The organism is Okeania sp. SIO3I5 (genome assembly GCF_010672085.1).
GTDB lineage: Bacteria > Cyanobacteriota > Cyanobacteriia > Cyanobacteriales > Microcoleaceae > Trichodesmium.
Genome location: NZ_JAAHHT010000138.1, coordinates 8,589 through 25,323, shown reverse-complemented (window position 1 = coordinate 25,323; position 16,735 = coordinate 8,589). Strand labels below are relative to the sequence as shown.

Genomic DNA, 16,735 nt, shown 5'->3' with positions numbered 1-16,735 from the left:
TGGTGTGGGAGGTGTGGGAGGTGTGGGAGGTGTGGGAGGTGTGGGAGGTGTGGGAGGTGTGGGAGGTGTGGGAGGTGTGGGAGGTGTGGGAAGAAATTACAAAACTTATGTATTTAGTCTTCGCCATTACTATGCAGGACTACCAAAAATAATTCTTAATTAACTAAAAATCAATAGACATCTTGCCAAATTTTTAATTACATCAATTTAAGACATGAAATAAACAATTTTCCCTATTCCCTATTCCCTATTCCCTATTCCCTGACTTCTGCAAGAAGTCTAATTATTTACCAAAAATATTCAAGAAGTTAAAACTACCGTCTTTTTAAAGTGGCGATTAAAAACGCGCCTGGCGGTTTTAAATCTGACTAAAAATATTCTATCTTTATCTATTAGCCTCCCATAATACCAGTTATTTCAGTTATCAATTATCAGTACCTCCAAATGAAGCATTGGGATTAAAATACTAAAGTTTATTTATCGAGGGGAGATTGGATCTGGTTATACCAAATTCAAAAAGTAAGGCTACTCACCGAAAAATTTTGGTTTAAAGCCTCCCCTTGGATAGGGGATAATAAATAAAAATTTTCATGATTAGTCAATCCTATCAGTTTCAAGGAGAGGTAATTATTAATTATTAATTATTCATTATTAATTGTTAAACTTACCTCCTGACTACTGACTACTGACTACTGACTACTTCCAACGTAAGTAGCTCAAGTTTATGAAATTGGTATTAGATAACCCATCCATCCCACCCTACGGGAAACTTCCTTAAAGACCGCTTTTTTATCCCTTATCCAAGGAGAGGCTATTAACCAAAAAATTAGGTCAAAATTGCTCTAATACCAATTACTGAAAGTAATGCTATACTTCAACACCTCAATAGTTACCAATACTCAAAGTCTGTTTTTAACAATTTAAGATGAGTTAGTATAGATTTTTCCTACTTTTAACCTCTCCCCACACGTCCCAAACTTCCCCACCCAATCAAACATAGCATTCATGCATGAGAAACGGTATAATTGGGGTAAGATACTGAAAAAGTCTTTATTAACCCGGACTCATGTTTGTTATCATTGTAGATATCTTAAAAATGGGAATGTTAATGCTCCTTTGAAAAAGAATGTAGGGATTAAAAGGCGTTCAATGAAACTTCCCTACAAGGATTTCAGAAAAAGTTTCTTTATTTGTTGAAGATATCTAATTAGACATCTCCAATAATCAAAAATAAAATCAATCATCCCATAGAAATCATCAATTATTTCTCCCTACTCCCTGCTCCTTACTCTCTCTTTGCTTGGAGATGTCTAATATAGATAAATTTAGTTCAGTAGTTTAAGATAATTTGATTTTAATGAAGATTTTTGCTAAATAACCTATACCCTATTCTCTCTTCCCTTCCATATAATTACAGACAGGAGTCATTTACTCTTTGATCAGATTGGTATATAGTAATTTAGAGCCTTAATAAGATAAAGTATTTTTTTCTCTTCCATCCATCCCTACTCCCTAAAATCTAAAACTTGTGTATCTTATCAATTTTGATAAAAAATATAACAATATTTTCTAAGAGTCTACTTACTAGCACAATTTGCCGTTTAATCGACTATGGGATTTCCAGATAAGCTCTGAAAATAGACGATCGTTTACTCTCCTGCCAAAAATTCTCTGAAACCCCCCACTATTCGGCTTTTTCCATATTCTGAAAATATTTTCTGCATAACCCACATATAACTACGATATATAATCGTAATGTCAATAAATGCTCCTATTGTCTATGTTCACCTCTCAATCCTAAAAATTAAAATGAATAGGCTAAAAGTCAAATAAAAATTTTCTAATTTTTAGGGAAAATACCTGCCAAGCAAACTATAATTAGAAAAAATACAAACCTTATCCAACTATGAATATTTATCAAAAAAAATTACTATCTTCCCTGACGCTCAAAACTCTGGTTTTGACATTCTTATTTCTGGGATTATCTACTATTTCCTTATCAAGAAGTACATCTGCAAATGTTACTCCACGGACAAATAAAGGTACAGAAAATAGTGAAGGTGGAGCAACACGAGGTGACTGCTTTTATAAAGATCAAAAACCTCTAACTCCTTTAATTCCTAAGACAAATAACAAGCTAGAATTAACCCTAGCATCACATCCAACAATATTTATTTATGTACCAGAAAATACAGCTGTAGGTGGAGAGTTTATCTTAAAAGATTCTAGTCAAAAAGTGGTTTATGAAGACTATGTATCACCATTGAATAGTCAGGTAATTAATAGTCAAGGAATTATAGGTATAAAAATTCCTACCGATCAATCAGAACTAAAAGTAGGTACAAATTATAACTGGACATTCCGCTTAATCTGTGAAAGTTCTATTCGTGAAGTCGAAGGCTCAATTCAAAGAATTAATCCAAGTGCAGATTTGACAAAAAAATTACAGCAAACTCCAGAGAGCGATCGCTGGTTAATTTATTCAGAAGCTGGTATATGGTATGAAGCACTGGTTACTTTGGCAGAACAAATTCTTTCCGATCCAAACAATGTAAAATTTACTTCGCAGTGGCAAAATTTACTAGATTCTGTAGGTTTAAATGAAGTGTCTACAGAGCCATTAAAGCAACCTGCAGATGAATAGATAGTTACTTGAAAATATCCTAGAATTTCTATGCAGAACTATAAATAATTCAACATTTGCCAACCAGAAAAATCAAAAAAGTCGATCAACCAATTAGGGGTTGCTGAAAAAGTCTTATGAGTGAGGGGAGGAGTCAGGAGTCAGGAGTCAGGAGTCAGGAGAAATGGGAATTTTAGAGGAGATAGTCGGAAAAATTGAGGGACAATTTTTCTGCCATAATTACCGCAAAATACTGGCTTTTTGGCGGTAAAAGCTCAAAAAGCTGGTACTTTTTAAGGACTAAAAAATGCTACAACCTTTGCCTGTCAATGCTTTCATATTTAATCAGCAAGCCCCAATTAAAGAAGTCAGAACTCAGAACTCAGAAGTTAAATTTCTAGTTGGGATTTTCATCACCAACGTCAAACCACGAGGATGTCTTAATATATATATTTTTTTGCAAGGTATTCATCCCCACCTCACATAAAGGTGTCCTGATCGTATTTTTAGGTGGGGAGTTCTACCGACATTTTTGTTCAACTCGATCTAGCGATCGCTATTTTACCTATAGTGATGCACATACTTTTTCCCGACTGACTGATAGTTTATGAAAAAAAATTGCTACACAAAATTATTTGCTCCTGTTTGTGTAGCAGTGAATTTGTATTTTCTGTATAGATAGAGCTTCCCAATAAAAAATCGTGAATGTATTGTACCAAACTAAGATTTTGGAGTTATTAAACCTTGATCCAACACTATGGAAATTACTGGTGTTGCTGAATTTGTAATGCTTTTGTCTTAAATATCTATGAAAAAAGTATAGTTATACAATTCATAAATACTTAAGAGCATTACCTAATAAGCAACACCAATTCACTACTAAAAACTTCCCAAATTAAAGGATTTGGAAACTATCAGATGTCAAATCACCTTCATGTTTGATTACAAGTGTATCGTCACCTAGGTTAAGAATAGATAAAAAGCGATTATCCATAAAAGGTAATGCAATGGTAGAGACCTGACTAACAGCTTGTTCTGCAGTAACACCAAAATCTGCAGATAACTGTAGGATATCCTCTCCAACAATGAAGTCTGAAACCCAATCAACTTCACTGCTGGTGTTGAAAACAAAAGTATCTTGTCCATCACCACCACGAAGTCGATCTACTCCTAGGCCACCTGTTAATATATCATTGCCATCACCACCATTGATGAAATCGTTTCCTGCATCTCCTGTTAATATGTCGTTTCCTGTATCACCAAAAATCCCATCGTTTTCTGGTGTACCAGTTAGATTATCATCTTCTTCAGTGCCTTGTATTTGGTTTAAGTTATTTAAAAATCCTCGTCTTCCAAAACCAGATCCTCTTCTGCCACGAAATGACTGAAATTCTTCGTTCATAATTGATTTGTCTCCATTTGATATTGTGGTTTACGCTTTTGTGCGATCGCAACTCTAACTCTGGGAATGAATCATACCAAATCTGCTTTATTCAAGAAATCTTCAAAAAAGTCAAAATCCTGATTGGGTAAGGATTTTAATATTTAAGTTACTATAAGGTAATAACTGGATTTGGTTGGTATCATTGGTAAAAATTACTTGTTTGAGAAAAGAAATGATCGCGAATATTGAGTTAGAAATTTAACAGAGTATAGCACTACGCAAATAGGTTAGGACGTTTATAAATTCTCAAACTCAGTCAGGGATTACTTTTGAATTTTGAATTTTGAATTTTGAATTGCGCGTAGCGCTATATTGCCCTACTAAGATTTGAGAGTTATTAAATTTTTCTGTCCCTCTCAAGTTTCTCACTTAAGTTATCTATATAGTAGCTGGATAAAATTTAGATGTCAAGTGTTTGGAGAAAAAATTTTTTCTCTAAGTTTATAGATAATTTCTCAAAGTTACTTGATGCAAGTGTTACAGCTTATATTCTTGGGGTGTAGAAGATACTTTTTTTCACTTTTGTGATAATAGATGGAGATAAGGAGATTTATCAAGGCTCAAACTCGTTCAGGGATAACTTCTGAGTGTACGTCTCACATCCGAAGGCTCCTCCTATCTGAATACTAAATTCAGTTTCTAGAGTATCGTTGTTGGGGAGTAGGGAAGCTTCACAAGATGAAAATGTTTCTGGTATTGCTCCTGGGCAATATTCCTGAATATTTGATGGCCTCTTAGCAAGGAACTTCTGTTGAATAAAAAATCATGTATATGGGCGAATTCCCCCCATGGTTTTTATGGTATCACATTTGTTTTGATGATGCAACAGAAAATCCTTTGACGCGCGAATTTTTTAGGTAGCTCTCAGAGAATGAAAATGTTTCTGGTTTTCTACTGAGGAGGGATAGATGGAAAATTTGATGAGGCAAAAACAACCATATATTTCTCGGAAGCTTTACAAGATGAAAATGTTTCTAGTATTACTCCTGGGGAAATTTCCTGAATATTTGATGGTCTGCTTCATAAAACCGATATAAAACGTCATAATGTGACATTATACTGTTTACTTCCTGCTTCAACTGAGGCCGTCGGCGGTTACTCATCCACAAGCATTCACGGTCAAGCCGACCGCATCTCTCAAATTTATACTTGCGTTCAAATCACGGTCTATAGATATCCCGCAATCGGGGCAGTTATAAGTTCTAAGGTTTAGTGGCATATCTTGGACATGACCGCAGTTCGAGCAAGTTTTTGATGATGGAAAGAATCTATCAACTACTACTAATTCAGAGCCATACCAGTGAGTTTTGTACTCAAGCTGTCGCCTAAATTCATAAAACCCTTGATCTGCAATTGATTTCGCTAACTTATGGTTAGCTAACATACCGCTAACATTCAAATCTTCTATGGCAACAACGCTGTGGTTTTTAGCTAGGTAAGTTGTCAATTTATGAAGCACGTCTTTACGGATATTAGCTACCTTTGTGTGTAGCTTGGCAATTTTAAGTTGCGCCTTTTTCCAGTTAGCTGAACCAATAATTTTATTGCGGTTAAGGTATTGTAAATTAGAGAGCTTGTTTTCTAATTTCCTGTAAGATTTAGCACCTTCAAAAATAACTCCCGTGCTTAAAGTTGCTAAGGTTTTTACACCTAAATCAACACCTACAACTTCAGTCGTCTTTTCTGTTGAATTAGGAGTAAATTCATAGCTATAACTTAAGTACCAATTTCCTGCCTGTCTACTAATGGTGATTTTTTTAGTTGTTGCTTCAATAGGTTCATAAGTTTTTACCCAACCAATAAAAGGTAATTTATGATTCCATCCATTTAATTCTATTGGTTTTCCACAATTATCAATTGTGAAGGAATCATGTTTACCTTTCTTCTTGAACCTTGGGTGTTTACCCAACCCTTGAAAAAACCTCTTGAACGCTTCACCTAAATTGATAAAAGCATATTGATAGACCCTAGAGGACAAGTTTTTCATCCAGGGATGCATAGGTTTTGTGTGATTGGTAAAAACCTCTCTTAGCTTACGAGCATTTGGTTTATAACCACCTCTGTAAGCAGCATTCCACAAGCTTAACCCCCAATTGTAACACCATCTGCTATAACCTGCGTGTTGAGCCATCAGAGTTTTCTGTTTATTATTAAGTTTCAGTTTTGTCCTGATTGACTTGTGCATATTTCTGAGTCCTAGCTGTGTTTGAGTTTTATATTTCCTGAGCCTGTAAAGCCGACTATCGTTTTTCTAGCAACTGCAGGTGTACTTTTTATTTATATAAGGGTCAATATCATAGCGCCTTTGTCCCGATGGAGTTTTTATGGAATTTATTTGACCACTTTGACCAACGTGGGCACATCAACTCCTAATATCTCAGCAGCTTAAGAGTGGTTTGACAAATTTCACTACCTTATCTGTTACATCAACTAGCGCATTGTATCGCATAATGAGGCAACTTGTCAACTAAGTTTTAACTCCCCATCTCCCTATCTCCCTCTACCAGGGACTACCAATCATAGTAAAACTAGCCCAATAATAAGGATGAGATAAATCTTCTGTCTCTAAACGAAGGGCTAAAGTATTAGAAACTGAGGCATTTCCCCGAGTCGAGTAGAGCAAATCTGCTTTAACCTCAACTTTTCCACGCAATAAAGCCAACTGTGCCTGCCTCAAAGCTTCTGCTTTAATCGAACTTGACTTTAAATTACGATAGAATTCAACCATTAACCCTAATGTTCCTACATCACTCACTTGCCACAAACTAGCTAAAGCCGACTTGACTCCAGCTTGATGAGCTAACCCGGCAAATCCCATTTCAGTTTCTAGGGTATTGCCTAAACCTGTTTCACAGGCACTCAAAACCAACAACTCTACCTGGGGTTGTTTATACCATTTTAAATCTCGGAGTTCTTTCAGAGGTAACTTTCGATCCCAAAGCTGAATGTAGGGAGGATTTTCGAGAGAGAAGTTAGCATGAGTAGCCAGATGAATAATTTTAAATGTTTGTTGGCTCCGCTTTTTCTGAAGATTCTCTAGGGTAAAGGATTGATTTAGTAAAACTTCCCCTGACCATAATTTCTCTGTAATAGTTAAAACTTCAGTTGGAACACTAGGTAGAGTAGGTTTATCTACAAATTCCGACATTCCCATTGCTAGAACTTCAGCATTTTCCAGCCCCTCATAACTGGCATTGGTTAGACTCAAACTGGGAATTAAACTGAAATTATAATTCTCAATCAAAAAATTTTGTCCGTCATACAAGGCAGCTAAAGGAATTGAACGTAACTCTTCATCTAAATAAAATAATAGAGTATTAATACCAGATTCTTTTAAGTCGGCTTCTAGGGGAGCAATTAACCACTTATATAGTTGGCGAGCTGCCGGCCATCCTGTTGTTCTGGGGTCGCTGACTTCCATATAAAATTCTTTTGCAGTTCGACGGAGTTTGTTCGCTTCTACATCTGGAATACTTTTGACAATTGGTTTACCATCTGGCAAGACTAACATTAAAGTTAGTCCGCTTGTGAAATTCTGTACTTTGACACCTTCAATTTGGTCAGTCAATTGTTTTGGATGAGTAATGACGTAAATCGCAGCAGGCTTTTGTTGAGTTTGAGTCTCAATTTGACTAAAAATTTCTCGAATACTAGCTTCGGTTAAAATTTCTGTGGTTGGAAGTTCAGTATTAGTAGATGGGAGAGACTGCACAACTGGATAATTGGTTATCAACTCTGAGTCAGTTTCAGCAATTCTAATTCTTTGTTGAGTGGCAGGTACTCTTGCTGAGGATGGTTCTGGTTCTACGGATAATCTGATTTCAGGATTATTCAACGGTGCAACTGGAGAAGGTCTGATTTCTAGAACATTAGCTGTATCTGAGAGGGGAGGTTGTCTTGATGAACCATTTTCTGACTCAAAGCTAGAACTTACCAATTGTGAATTTTCCCTCTGATTTTTTGTTTGTTCGGAACGATTATTGGAGTTTTGCCAGGCAGAACGATTTTGAACTTCTCGAGGATGAGATTGTTTCAATGAAATATTTTCTGACTCAAAGCTAGAATTTGCCAATCCTGAATTTTCTCTCGAATTTCTGGTTCGTGTTGAACGACTATTGGAGTTTTGCCAGGCAGAACGATTTTGAACTTCTCGGCCGTGAGATTGTTTCAATGAAATATTTTCTGACTCAAAGCTAGAATTTGCCAATCCTGAATTTTCTCTCGAATTTCTGGTTCGTGTTGAACGACTATTGGAGTTTTGCCTGGTAGAACGATTTGGAAATTCTACTTGAGGAGGTTGTCTCAATGAACCATTTTCTGACTCAAAGCTAGAATTTGCCAATCCTGAATTTTCTCTCGAATTTCTGGTTCGTGTTGAACGACTATTGGAGTTTTGCCAGGCAGAACGATTTTGAACTTCTACTTGAGGAGGTTGTCTTGATGAACCATTTTCTGACTCCAAGCTAGAATTTGCCAATCCTGAATTTTCTCTCGAATTTCTGGTTCGTGTTGAACGACTATTGGAGTTTTGCCAGGCAGAACGATTTGGAAATTCTACTTGAGGAGGTTGTCTCAATGAACCATTTTCTGACTCAAAGCTAGAATTTGCCAATCCTGAATTTTCTCTCGAATTTCTGGTTCGTGTTGAACGACTATTGGAGTTTTGCCTGGTAGAACGATTTGGAAATTCTACTTGAGGAGGTTGTCTCAATGAACCATTTTCTGACTCAAAGCTAGAATTTGCCAATCCTGAATTTTCTCTCGAATTTCTGGTTCGTGTCGAACGACTATTGGAGTCTTGCCTGGTAGAAGGATTTGGAAATTCCACATTAATAGACTTAGTTTCTGGAATATTAGTCCTGTTATTAGACTGATTCCGAGACCTGTTTAAGGAAAGAGATTGTCTGAATAAAACAGATTCGGAACTATGAATAACTCTTACCGACTCCCTAGATAAATTTTCCCCTGAAGGAGGAGGCAAAAACGAAACTCCATCATTATTGTTATAAGTTTCTACAGTTTCAGAAGCAATTCTACTTCGGCGTACATCTATATTTTCATTCTCCGAATTGGTAAGCTGAATCGTACCATTTTCTGCAACCCGAACATTTGTTGCGTGTTCTTGAGTTCCACCCGTGAGAATTTCTGGTAAAGCTACGATTGGTAAACCTGGATTTTCCAAAATTGTCTGAGTTGGTACTTCTAAATTCAACAGATTTCCATTTTGCCTAATCTGAACCCAACTATTTTCCGCCGCTATTACAGTATTAACATTACCGTTAGGAGCATCAAGCATTCCTAAATTCACAACATAATTTCCTGCTAATCCAATACTTTGTCCGTCTCTGACTGTTAAATTTCCCTGATTGATAATTGTGCCGAATGCTCCAGAAAAAATAAACCCACTAGGAGAACCGACTAATTCTGAGTAGTTGTTTGGTGCAAAGGCATCAAAACGAGAGGAAGGAAAACCATTGACACTATTTCCGAAACCAATTCCAGTTGATGTTGTGGCGAAAAACGAAGTAGGTAAATCTAAACGAGCATTGGAACCAAAAATTATTCCCGCAGGATTCATCAAAAATAAATTGGCATTACTTCCAGTCACTCGAATCATTCCATCAATCTGAGAAATATTTCCTCCCCTAACCCTTGTCAAAATATTCTGTGTTTCTGGAGTTGAAATAAAATTAACACTTTGCCCAGTGTTCAAATTAAACTGTTCAAAACTGTGGAATAAATTAGCTCGATCTGCCGAACGACTCCCACCCCCAATATCAAAAGTTTGTGAATTTGGGGTTTGAGATGTAGGCATGACAACTGTTCCCGTTCCATCAGACGCCGGAATAATTTGGGCAAGAGTCATTAACGGGAAATTTAAAATAGTTACTCCAGTCAAAGCAGCTATTTTTGATAAATTATTCATAATATCATCATAAACTTTCGCGATTCTGGCAAACCAGCCAGTTTTAACCGCTAGATCGAAACGGCTCCATGGGTTTTAACCCGTAGTCAAGTTGACACACCTAGAGGTTTTCGCTATGGAATCTAACCACATTTTTTCAGCATCTTCATAAGATAGCCTGGCAGTACAAGGATTAAATTGAGTATCCACAAACTGCACTGGATTAAAGGTTTCAATCCAAACATGGGCACCACAAGACAAAGGTGCATAAGGCTTGTAAACTATACGACAAGAACCATGAATTTCGATTTGATAACCCATATCGTTACGATTCGTCTGCTTCAAACTAATTACTGGTATCAACTGGTCAGGAGTCATTTCTGGATCTTTTTTTATTCTTTTGCCATTTGCTTGAATGAAATGTTGATTGACATGCATCTTGGTGGGATTCTCCCGCCTGTGATGACACCAAACACCTTTAGGACCTCTTTTGCCTGGTATGACAATAGGCATCTTTCTCTTTCCATAAAGAGGAATTTGCCAAAATCCCTTATTATCTTTATCAGCACCTTTTATTCTACCTTGAGCCAGTAAAGCTCTGACTCGTTGACAACAGATACCCAATAAAAAAGCTGCTTCTCTAGTTCCAATATATTCCATAATACTCATCTGTACCCTAGCACTATAGTTTTAAGTATACTTATATTATTAATACTAAAAATAGTTTTTACTATTTTAGTTGAGTAAGTTCTGTTATATTCGCTACATTTGACTAAGAATTTAGAATTTAATATAAATTGCAGAATTAATTTAAGGTTTGCTGAAAAAATCTTATGAGTAAAGGTAGGAGTTAGGCAGGGCTGTTTCATTCTCCACCCTAAAATTTCAGGTTAGTTAGCTCATAGCATTTCATACGGGAGCTATGGCGCCATTTTTTTCTAATAATTAGATATAGCGCTACGCGAAGCGTGAATAGGGAATAGGGAATAGTAAACTGTCAAAGGGTCTCAGGATTTAGAAATGTCCGCGCCCTTAATGGGTAGCGCTATATTGTGAGAGAAAAAAATAGATAAAACTGCCTTTAGTTCAGAGGTTAGGCGCTCCTGCTTCTTTTGAATCTCCTGATATATTTCACCCAACATTCTATAAACAGCAGAAGTAAAATATCTTTGGTCTACAAAAGATTCTAAGATAGCGATCGCCTCCTCATTCAAACCATTTTGTTGATCAAGTTCAGCTTCAGCAAATTCTAAATTCTGAATTCTGAATTCTAAATTCTTCTATTCTTCTGCCAACTGCTGCTGCAATTTTTCTAGTGATAATTTCACCTCATCTCCCCGTTGAAATTCTCCTAACTTTTCATACTTATTAAAAGCTAGTTTTAACCAACGAATCGCTTCCTCCTTACTACCTAAAGTTGCATAAACTTCTCCTAAAGCTGCCTCAACTTTTGCACTTCCAGCAACATCATCAACTCCCGTCAATTTTGCCGATTCTAAATAGTAATCTTTGGCTAACTCAGGTAATTGAATCTGTTGATATATTTCACCCAACATTTGATAAATGGCTGCCGTATAATTTCCTGACTCTACAAAAGATTCTAAGATAGCGATCGCTTCTCCATTCAAACTATTTTGTTGATAAAGTTCAGCAATACTTAGTACCCGTGCTTCACCGTCTAATTTTTGAGTAAGTTCCTCACTTTTTGCAAAAATTTCTTGTTGTTGGGATTGTGAAATTAAAGCAAATCCTATTCCCAAATAATCTTGTTTAGAAAAAGGCGATTTTTCGTCAAGAGAAGAAACCTCAGTATCAGCATGAACAATTACTGTATATCGGACACCCGTTTTTAAAGGCAATTCCCCAGAATAAATTACTTGATTTTCACTAACTTCCGTTTCCCAAATATATTCTGACGGACTTTTAATTCTAACAGTATAACGAGTTGAACCTGCCACAGGATTCCAACGTAAAATTAAGGGTTTATCTGGTAATAATAAAGTGTGGCGTGGACTAATAAGATAGGGAATTTTATCAGTAATTGCTACTTGATTAATCCCACGAGTAGCATCAAGAGGAACACATCCATCTGGGGTTTCAACACATTGTGATTTAGCTTGTAAACAGCCATCCATTGTTTGAGATATAGTATTTTTTGGTACACTCCAAGTTTTCCAGTTGGCATAACAAATTGCCATTAAATTTGCTTGAGATGTAAGTTTAATTTTATCGGTTGCATATAGTTCTGTTCCGACAAAAGCTGGATAATATTCTGACCAGTTTTGACGCTTTAAAAATACTTTTCCATCTGCTTCAATAATTCGACCAACAGGAGATTTATTAACTTGAGTAATAGCATTAGCTGGTGCAAATCTCATATAATTTTGTAAGTTAATCATCTGTTTTACTGGAGTAAAAAATAAAAGAACTAATAGAGTTAAAAAGTTCTGAATTTTCATATCTATAGCCTTGATAATTTTCAAATTTAGTAGGTTTTATTTTTGTATTGCTAAGGATTTATACAGTAATAATTTATCCATTAGTGGTCAGCTATCAGCTTCATTTATTAAAAAGTTGAGAGCTAAAAGCTGACGGCTGAATTTTACGTTTGAATTTTACGTTATACCAATTAAATAATTCGCCCAATTGGATATTTATTAACTTGAGTAGTAGCATTAGCTGCTTTAATCTAATATGATTTTGTAATTGAATTATCTGGTTGACTGGAGTCAAATCAATTCAAAGTTCAAAATTCAAAATTATTAATTCCCTGATTATCTCTTCTGCCTAAAGTCATAGCCTTGAAATAAGGAAAATATTTTTGATTTTTTCGAGTTCTGAAGAATGAGGTTTGAATCTTTAATTCAACAATTCTTGAAATTCAGTTATAATCAAAATTTTTGAACTTTGAATGCGCGAATTTAGAATTCAAAAAATGGTCAAAACTAAAATAACTAAATAGAGGCAAAAAATTCTGAATTTTCATATCTATACCCTTGGTATTTTTCAATTCAATAACTCACTCAATTAGAAAATTAATTACAAATTAATTAATTTGAGTAATAGGATGAGCTGCTGGCAATCTAATATGATTTTGTAATTGAATTATCTGGTTGAATGGAGTCAAATCAATTCAAAATTCAAAATTCAAAATTATTAATTCCCTGATTATCTCTTCTGCCTAAAGTCATAGCCTTGAGATAAGGAAAATATTTTTGATTTTTTCGAGTTCTGAAGAACGAGGTTTGAATCTTTAATTCAACAATTCTTGAAATTCAGTTATAATCAAAATTTTTGAACTTTGAATGCGCGAATTTAGAATTCAAAAAATGGTCAAAACTAAAATAACTAAATAGAGGCAAAAAATTCTGAATTTTCATATCTATACCCTTGGCATTTTTCAACTCAATAACTCGCTCAATTAGAAAATTAATTAATTTGAGTAATAGGATGAGCTGCTGGTAATCTAATATGATTTTGTAATTTAATTATCTGGTTGACTGGGGTTAAAACTAAAATAACTAAATAGAGGCAAAAAATTCTGAATTTTCATATCTATACCCTTGGTATTTTTCAACTCAATAACTTGCTCAATTAGAAAATTAATTAATTTGAGTAATAGGATGAGCTGCTGGCAATCTAATATAATTTTGTAATTGAATTATCTGGTTGAATGGAGTCAAATCAATTCAAAATTCAACATTATTAATTCCCTCATTATCTCCTCTGCCTCAAGTCATAGCCTTGAAATAAGGAAAATATTTTTGATTTTTTCGAGTTCTGAAGAACGAGGTTTGAATCTTTAATTCAACAATTCTTGAAATTCAGTTATAATCAAAATTTTTGAACTTTGAATGAATGCGCAAATTTAGAATTCAAAAAATGGTCAAAACTAAAATAACTACATAGAGGCAAAAAATTCTGAATTTTCATATCTATACCCTTGGTATTTTTTAACTCAATAACTCGCTCAAGAGGTAATTATCCATTATCCATTATCCATTAATGAATACTCCCTACTTTGTAAACGTTGACGGACTAAATTTTTCCATGTGTTAGTTTCAGGATTTTGAGTAGATTTAATATCTATACAATTTTGCCTGACTTTTTTTAAACTGTCTATATCTGTAGGAATTTGCTCAAGTACCTGTGCTAATAGACATTGTGCTGGAGCATTTTCATAATTTAGTTTAATAGCTTTTTTTAAATGAGATTTAGCTTGAGAGTAATTTAATTTCTGAAAATAAGCCCAACCTAGATTTTTATGTAAGTTTGATTCTATTCCTTGAGTTAAATTCCCAGGATATTTTTGCTGTATTTCAGACATAATTTGTAAACCGAGAGTCAGATTTTTAATTGCTATTTGACTATTTCCATCTAACCAAATTTGGAGACGGGATAAATTATTAATTGCTGCAACTTTTACATAATGATTATTTCGGTAAACCGCAGAATCTATTGCCTGTTGATATTCAGTTTTAGCACAACCAAAATCTTGCCTATTTTCACAAATTAATCCTAACTGTAGATAAGAAGCTGCATTTTCAGGATTAAATTTTAGAGCAAGTTGATAATAAAATTGAGCGCTGCCTAAATTACTATTTAGATACTGTTCAAATCCAATATTTGTGAGATTTTTGTCAATGGTTGGAAAAATATAAGTTCGGATGAAAAGAGGAACTTTTGGCACAAGAAAACCTAATCCCATAAATCCAATTAACATGAAAAGGAAAAACTGCAAATTAACCTTAACTTGTTTTGGCGAGCTAGTCTGTTCAGCAATTTTTTCTGATAATTCTTTAGATTTTTTCAGAATAAATCGTGTATGTTTAGGTCGCTGTTGTGGAAGAGGTTTCATTAACTCATCAATAAAATCTGCCAGTAAAGGCGAAACTTGAGGAGCATAATTTCTCCAAATAATTTTGCCAGTTTTTCTGTCAGTTGGAAAATTCATGGGAGACTGACCTGTAAGTAAATGAACAAAGGTACGACCTAATGCAAAAAAATCAGATTGTAAAACAGCTTCTCCAGTCATTTGTTCTGGTGCAGCATATCCTAACGAACCGATTTTTGTTGTTCCCCAATCTCCTACTCCAATTGTGCCAAAATCAATTACGGTTAATTGCCCATTTGGTCTCAAAATTAAATTAGAAGGTTTTAAATCTCGATGAAGTAAGTTTTGACTGTGAAGCATATCTAGAATTTCCGTAATTTGTTGTAACCAATCTAAAGCTTCATCTTGATAAATTTTCCCATGATTAATCAACCACTGCTCTAAATTTTCTCCTTCAATTTTTTCCATTACTAAACAATGTAGTTGTTTAGAACTTTTATGAGGTGAAACTGTAAAATAACCATCCGGTTCAACTCTCGGAATTCCAGGATGACGCAACCACATTAATACTCTTGCTTCTTGTTTGAATAATCGAACTAAATCGGGATTATTGTCATATTTCAAAACTTTTAAAACTTTCAAACTTCCCCAATCTTCTAAACCCGTTCCCCAATCTTCTACTTCAAAAATTTCTGTGGGATGTGCAGGTTGTGGTTGTCGCAAAGGTCGAATAATACGATAGCGATTTTCAATCAACAATGTATTACCGCAAGCTTGACAAAAATCAAGCTCTTCTGGATTTTGACGATTGTTACATTGAGGATTGATACAGTAATTCATAATATAGGGAGTACCGTTTCACGGAAGTTAAAAGTCAAAAGTTAAAAGTTAAAAATCAGATTTTATCCACTCAAAAATTTCAGACTACAGTAATTTTGGGAAATTATTTTGCATCTAAAGTTTGACATGATTTGTAAAATTATTTTGTCAAATTTGTGGAATAGGGAATTTGAGCAACTACGGAAGTTAAAAGTCAAAAGTCAAAAGTCAAAAACCAGATTTTATCCACTCCCAACTTTCAGACTAAAGTAATTTAGGAAATTAGAGAAACTACAGCAGTCAAAAGTTAAAAATCAGATTTTATCCACTCCCAACTTTCAGACTACAGTAATTTTGGAAAATTCTTTCACATCTCAAGTTTGACATTATTTGTAAAATTTTTTTTGCCAATTTGTGGAATAGGAAATTAGAGAAACTACAGCAGTCAAAAGTTAAAAATCAGATTTTATCCACTCCCAACTTTCAGACTACAGTAATTTTGGAAAATTCTTTCACATCTCAAGTTTGACATTATTTGTAAAATTTTTTTGCCAATTTGTGGAATAAGGAATTTGAGCAACTACAGCAGTTAAAAGTCAAAATTTATAAACTCAAAAACCAGATTTTATCGGCTCAAAACTTTCAGACTACAGTAATTTTGGAAAATTCTTTCACATCTCAAATTTGACATTATTTGTAAAATTTTTTTGTCAAATTTGTGGAATAGGGAATTTGAGCAACTACGGAAGTTAAAAGTCAAAAGTCAAAAGTTAAAAATCAGATTTTATCCACTCCCAACTTTCAGACTACAGTAATTTTGCGAAATTCTTTCACATCTCAAGTTTGACATTATTTGTAAAATTTTTTTTGCCAATTTGTGGAATAGGAAATTAGAGAAACTACAGCAGTCAAAAGTTAAAAATCAGATTTTATCCACCCCCAACTTTCAGACTACAGTAATTTTGGAAAATTCTTTCACATCTCAAGTTTGACATTATTTGTAAAATTTTTTTGCCAATTTGTGGAATAAGGAATTTGAGCAACTACAGCAGTTAAAAGTCAAAATTTATAAACTCAAAAACCAGATTTTATCGGCTCAAAACTTTCAGA

The 16,735-nt window shown here is 34.6% G+C and carries 7 protein-coding genes; 1 reads left to right on the top strand and 6 read right to left on the bottom strand.

Features of this window, described 5'->3' with window-relative positions; genetic code table 11:
* Positions 1 to 1,906: 1,906 nt before the first annotated feature.
* Entirely contained in the window at positions 1,907 to 2,644 is a 738-nt protein-coding gene (locus tag F6K40_RS25615; protein ID WP_293139923.1) for a DUF928 domain-containing protein, read from the top strand.
* 874 nt (positions 2,645 to 3,518) lie between these two features.
* On the opposite strand, the gene F6K40_RS25610 is transcribed toward F6K40_RS25615, so the two are convergent.
* The 6 genes from F6K40_RS25610 to F6K40_RS25585 all read right to left on the bottom strand — a co-directional run bounded on the left by F6K40_RS25610 (position 3,519) and on the right by F6K40_RS25585 (position 15,646).
* Positions 3,519 to 4,025 (bottom strand): calcium-binding protein, encoded by a 507-nt coding sequence (locus tag F6K40_RS25610; protein ID WP_293139922.1) that lies wholly within the window; start codon positions 4,023 to 4,025, stop codon positions 3,519 to 3,521.
* Between the two features lie 1,141 nt (positions 4,026 to 5,166).
* Positions 5,167 to 6,252: an RNA-guided endonuclease InsQ/TnpB family protein gene (locus F6K40_RS25605; protein ID WP_293139921.1), complete on the bottom strand. Its 1,086-nt coding sequence runs from the start codon at positions 6,250 to 6,252 to the stop codon at positions 5,167 to 5,169.
* A 315-nt stretch (positions 6,253 to 6,567) separates the two neighbouring features.
* The gene (locus F6K40_RS25600; RefSeq protein ID WP_293139920.1) at positions 6,568 to 9,993 is read right to left on the bottom strand and encodes a CHAT domain-containing protein; all 3,426 of its coding nucleotides are present in this window, start codon (positions 9,991 to 9,993) and stop codon (positions 6,568 to 6,570) included.
* Between the two features lie 75 nt (positions 9,994 to 10,068).
* Positions 10,069 to 10,632, bottom strand: a complete 564-nt coding sequence (locus F6K40_RS25595; RefSeq protein WP_293139919.1) for a hypothetical protein — start codon at positions 10,630 to 10,632, stop codon at positions 10,069 to 10,071.
* Between the two features lie 620 nt (positions 10,633 to 11,252).
* Entirely contained in the window at positions 11,253 to 12,431 is a 1,179-nt protein-coding gene (locus tag F6K40_RS25590) for a tetratricopeptide repeat protein (protein ID WP_293139918.1), read from the bottom strand.
* Positions 12,432 to 13,960: 1,529 nt separating this feature from the next.
* Positions 13,961 to 15,646 carry a serine/threonine-protein kinase gene (locus F6K40_RS25585; RefSeq protein ID WP_293139917.1) on the bottom strand — a complete coding sequence of 562 codons (1,686 nt, stop codon included), beginning with the start codon at positions 15,644 to 15,646 and terminating at the stop codon, positions 13,961 to 13,963.
* Positions 15,647 to 16,735: the final 1,089 nt, after the last annotated feature.